The sequence below is a fragment of the Bartonella sp. AA16NXGY genome, assembly GCF_042197325.1.
Lineage (GTDB): Bacteria > Pseudomonadota > Alphaproteobacteria > Rhizobiales > Rhizobiaceae > Bartonella.
Window position 1 is genome coordinate 67,867 of the sequence record NZ_JBHIRR010000009.1, and the last position, 4,467, is coordinate 72,333.

At 37.8% G+C, this 4,467-nt stretch carries 4 protein-coding genes and 1 pseudogene; all 5 read right to left on the bottom strand.

Annotated elements, in window-relative coordinates; translation table 11 throughout:
* Positions 1–234: 234 nt before the first annotated feature.
* Positions 235–1,002 carry a TrbJ/VirB5 family protein gene (locus tag ACFINK_RS06500; RefSeq protein WP_375613870.1) on the bottom strand — a complete coding sequence of 256 codons (768 nt, stop codon included), beginning with the start codon at positions 1,000–1,002 and terminating at the stop codon, positions 235–237.
* Positions 999–3,470, bottom strand: coding sequence for a VirB4 family type IV secretion/conjugal transfer ATPase (locus ACFINK_RS06505; RefSeq protein WP_375634370.1), 2,472 nt, complete (start codon positions 3,468–3,470; stop codon positions 999–1,001). The genes ACFINK_RS06500 and ACFINK_RS06505 overlap by 4 nt, the downstream gene beginning before the upstream one ends.
* 2 nt (positions 3,471–3,472) lie before the next feature.
* Positions 3,473–3,781 carry a VirB3 family type IV secretion system protein gene (locus tag ACFINK_RS06510; protein WP_375606609.1) on the bottom strand — a complete coding sequence of 103 codons (309 nt, stop codon included), beginning with the start codon at positions 3,779–3,781 and terminating at the stop codon, positions 3,473–3,475.
* 12 nt (positions 3,782–3,793) lie between these two features.
* On the bottom strand, positions 3,794–4,105 hold the full coding sequence (locus ACFINK_RS06515; RefSeq protein WP_375630589.1) for a conjugal transfer protein: 312 nt from the start codon (positions 4,103–4,105) through the stop codon (positions 3,794–3,796).
* 249 nt (positions 4,106–4,354) lie between these two features.
* Positions 4,355–4,467 (bottom strand): annotated as a pseudogene (locus ACFINK_RS06520) (conjugal transfer protein); the annotation flags it as partial.

Sequence of the window (4,467 nt, forward strand, 5' to 3'; positions counted from 1 at the left end):
GATCAATTTTACTGAAAAGTTGCGTGAACACTGTAAAGTCCATGGAATTCCTCTTTAACGAATTTTCAACTTTTTATATGCTTTTTGAGCATTTTTCGTTGAATTTTTTTAAGGATAAAATGAAACTTCGTAGACCTTTTCGATCTATGAGAGAGAATTGAGTATTACGCATTAACTTTTTCTTTTTACGAGCATACAGGAAAAATAATATACAAAATATTGCTACAAAAAGCTTTACCTAATGAATCTTATGGTAGGCATGTTCGTGTTTTTACTATTCAAAATTTTTATGTTATGTTTATCTTTCTGTTGTTTGATAAGTGTATGTTCAGCATTGCGTAAATGTGTAACCATTTGTAGTTTTGCTGTTTCATTTTGTAGCATAGCAAGCATTCCAATTATATGTGCTTGTAACTCGGCAATACTTTTTAGATCTTTTGTTGTCGTGATCTCGTTTAATAGTTCTTCAATTTGCTGAAAACGATTGTTTGCTTCTTGAAAAGTTTTTAAACTTACGGCTTTATCAGTGATGGCTGCATATTGGATACGCTTGTTGATAAAACTGCTAGATTCATGGATAGTGACAGGAATTTCTTCTTCTTTTAAAATATTTTCAAGTGATGTAGATAGAGCAGAAGTTTTATTTCTATTGTAGAGATTCTCTGGATTTTTGAGAAAAAAGCTACTGTGATCTGTTTGTACATTTTTAAGTTTTTTAGTGTCGAATTTTTGGCTTCCCGTTATAGACTCGTGTATCTTTTTTACTTCCTCAAGGTGTTTTTTTAGCATATCGAGAAGTTGGGCATCAGGTGGCGCTTTCTTTTGCTGTGGAGTTTTTTTAGACTTTGATGTATTTGAAGATGAACTTCCAAAAAAATTGGGCCACTTCGTTGGAACGGATGCCGATAAATCCGCCGACCCAGCGCCCCAAACCCAAGCCATCGCTGGGTTTGAAACCCCTAAAGTTATTACAACTACTATTGAAATGACCTTTTTTTTCATGTTTCCCTCCTGTCATTTTTTGCGTGCTGTAAGAAAATTGGTAACCATATTGCCGGATCATCACCAACTTCTGCGATAATGCTTTCGGCTAACTCTGCGTTATCAGGCGTTCCTGATAACACTAAGAGCTCGTCACTAAAGTCGTGTTCGATGGTTTTTCCATCGCGTGTTAGATGGAATTTACCAAGATTCAGTTCTGCAAGCGCAGATTGATCACCCTGCTTAATGAGGAATTGGCGACTAAACTCACCAAGTCCTTTAACGAGTTCAAATTCGGCATCTGTTAGTTTAAAGCCTTTTGTATAATCTTCATAATTTGCTTTGGGATTGGCTAGAAAAATGTAAGTTGCACACTGTTGAATGAGTGTTTTGGCAATATTACTTTCCAAGGCATCGCTAGGCTCTTGTGTTGCATAAACAAAAATACCATTTTGTTTACGGATGGTCTTTTGTTTATTTTTGGCTAAATCTTCAAAGTACGGATCTTGCAAAGGCTTCCAAAACTCGTCAAAGATATACATAAACCGCTGTCCGCTAATCATGCCTTCTGTGCGGTAAAGCAAATACATCATCACTGGAGTGCGAGTTTCAAAATTATCTAAGAATTCCGTGATATCAAAGCCGTAAATTTGATGTGTTGAGAGATCAAGAGCATCATGGGGATTATCAAACAACCACCCATAATCACCACCTTCACACCATTTTAGTAAGCGAGCATGAACAGATGGGTGAGCATTATAATCACTTAAACGTGGATTTGGTAAAAATTGTACTAGAAAGGACAAACGACGGAGTGATCGGTCAATGTTAGCACTCATAACAGACATAACTGCTTTGTTAATTTCTTCTTCGTCGTGATGCGTGACTTCACCACCAGCTTCTGCCAATTTTTTAACAAATTGTTTCAGAAAAATAAGATTTTCTTGTGTGGGTGGGAGTTGGAAAGGATTGAAACCACTTTTTCTGCCTGGCTTGAATGTTAAATATTTTCCACCCATCGCCCGAATGGCAATTTCCATGCCACGATCTTTATCAAAAACAACAGTTGTCGGCTTAAATTTTTGTGCTTGTGCTAACAAAAAGCCGAGTAACACGGTTTTACCGGAACCAGATTGTCCGATAAGTGCGGTATTACCAAGTAAACGTTTATCTGTCGAGTCCTCTTCAAGTTTGGAGGCATGAAAGTTGAAATAAAGCGGTGTTTTACTGGTTGTTTTAAGAATTGTGACGGCTGGTCCCCATGGGTTGCCAGTGGGTTTTCCTGACATAAAATTATGAAAAGATGAAAATGACAAAAAGTTCAATGATGTAATCGGAGCAGGACGTGGTCTCCATTTCCAATTGCCAGGAAGTTGTGCCCAATAGCCAGCCTCTATCGCTAAGTCTACAGGTTTGGGCAGTACCGCAACGTCTAGTAATGCTGCACTTGCTTTGGCCATATGGTCGCGAACTTGTTGAATTGTATCACCATAGATCGTCAATGTGCAGTGATGTTCTCCCATGACAAAATGCCCACTGATAAGCTGGTTTAGTGCTTCGTCAATTTGTTCAATTTGGCTCGTTGCCACATCTCGTGCATCAATAAGATTACGCTGATGCCGTTGTAAATAGTCTTTAGCAGCATGTCGGGAGAGCACTGAAAAGCTCTGCGTCAATACGAACTCGAAGTCACTTTCCAACAAAACATTTAATTGTCCTGGTTTGGTTGTTGCATCATATTCTTTAATTTCAAGCATTCCAAATCGACGCATTCCACTGGTTGTTCGCAGTTCACCAAGAGCGCCCCATTTTGAGAAAAAAGGTCGATTGACAGACATATAGTCAGCAAAACGGTCATGGCAAATTGGCATAGGGCGATATTCACCATTGACAAGCATTCCAAGGAATTCAAGTGCAGAAGAATAAGCATGCCCATTTTTTTCATAAGCACCAAGAAGTTCTGCACCGTAACGGTTTAAAGATTGGCCTAAAGTACGATTGATGTCATTGAGTTCTTTGATACATGTGTCTTGTCGCATCTTTTTTTGATCAAGCGTTTCACGTTCATGTTTAGAAAAGAACGACATAATTTTATCCGCTATCGGTTGAAAAATGACAGTCAGATATAAATCATTGACCATCAAATTATAACCAGTAAAGCTTTGTCGATATTTTTCATCAAGTTGATAGCAAAACATTTGATCAAATGTTGAATCAGGATATTCATAAACACGGCGGCGCACAATATGCGTCCAAAATGATAAATTGGCTGATGCAAGACCCCGTAGAGTATTGTTAAGCTCTTTTATCCATTGAAAAATATCTTCTTCTGAAGCGCTTTGATGCGAACGCCCGTCAATTTTCCAAATTGACAAATATTCCGCATTTTTAGTAGAAATAATCGTATCTGTAATATGATGTGAATAAGGTAGAAATAGGCTTACAGGTGCCTCTGATGCAAGGCGTTTGCTGCTTTCAACAGCTGTCATGTTTATCTCCTTTTACTATAATCAGAGGGACTATAACTTGATGCGCCCCAAAAACCTTTGTTACGATTGCGAAATTTAGTATCGATCCATAACCACCAGATACGAAACGCCTTATCATCGTTTTTAGTAATTTGCACCATAATGAACCATAATGGAGGCGCCATAATCCACAAAAAGATACTTACTGTCATGGCAATAACAGCGACCCCCATAACCATAACGATAAATGGCATCATGGGGACACCCCATATCGTTGGAACACGTGTTGCTCCTTTGAATAGGGGGAATTCTTTTTGCTCTTGTGATTTCATGGGGTGCTCTTGTCAGTAGAGGTAAAATAATATGTGGCTAATATAAAAGGCTGCACCAGCAATAATGACGCTGAAGGCCCATCGTATAAATGTAGCTCTTGCGATGATGCGAAATATATAAATAAGCAAAAGTAATAAAAGAATAATGAGGGCAACGATAGGAATAAGTACACTTAATCCATATTGCATTCCTATGAAGGCATCCAAGCTCTCTGTTTCCGTCTGAGCATATGCAGATTGCGTTATTAATAACATCATTGAAGTGATGATAATAACATTAATCCTGTTGCACGTCTTCGCTTGAAACGTATTTGATTGTTTCATATTCTTTATCCCCTTTTAATTAAAGTTGCTATAAATAATATTCCTTTTTTCAGTATGGCTACATTATTACTAGTACACACCTATAATTGATGGATATTAAAAACATTACGTATTATACTGATTCATGAATTACCTTTCAATAATATTGCAGTAAGTTTGGTTGTAGAGGGCACGATAATAATACTGATTGCCCATCGTATAAACGTATCGTATTGTATTGTATTGTATTGTTTGTAATTGATGCCATTATTATGGTGTTGTAAATAGCAGTGTAACAAGTTGGGTTGCTGAACCTGCGATAACGACCCCGATTGCCCACCGTACAAATGTGTCTTTTCCGATGTAGCGTCCTGCATAACCAA

Coding starts and splice junctions, on each gene's coding strand:
- ACFINK_RS06510 (WP_375606609.1), bottom strand. CDS start 3,781: ATGAAATCACAAGAGCAAAAAGAATTCCCCCTATTCAAAGGAGCAACA.
- ACFINK_RS06505 (WP_375634370.1), bottom strand. CDS start 3,470: ATGACAGCTGTTGAAAGCAGCAAACGCCTTGCATCAGAGGCACCTGTA.
- ACFINK_RS06500 (WP_375613870.1), bottom strand. CDS start 1,002: ATGAAAAAAAAGGTCATTTCAATAGTAGTTGTAATAACTTTAGGGGTT.
- ACFINK_RS06515 (WP_375630589.1), bottom strand. CDS start 4,105: ATGAAACAATCAAATACGTTTCAAGCGAAGACGTGCAACAGGATTAAT.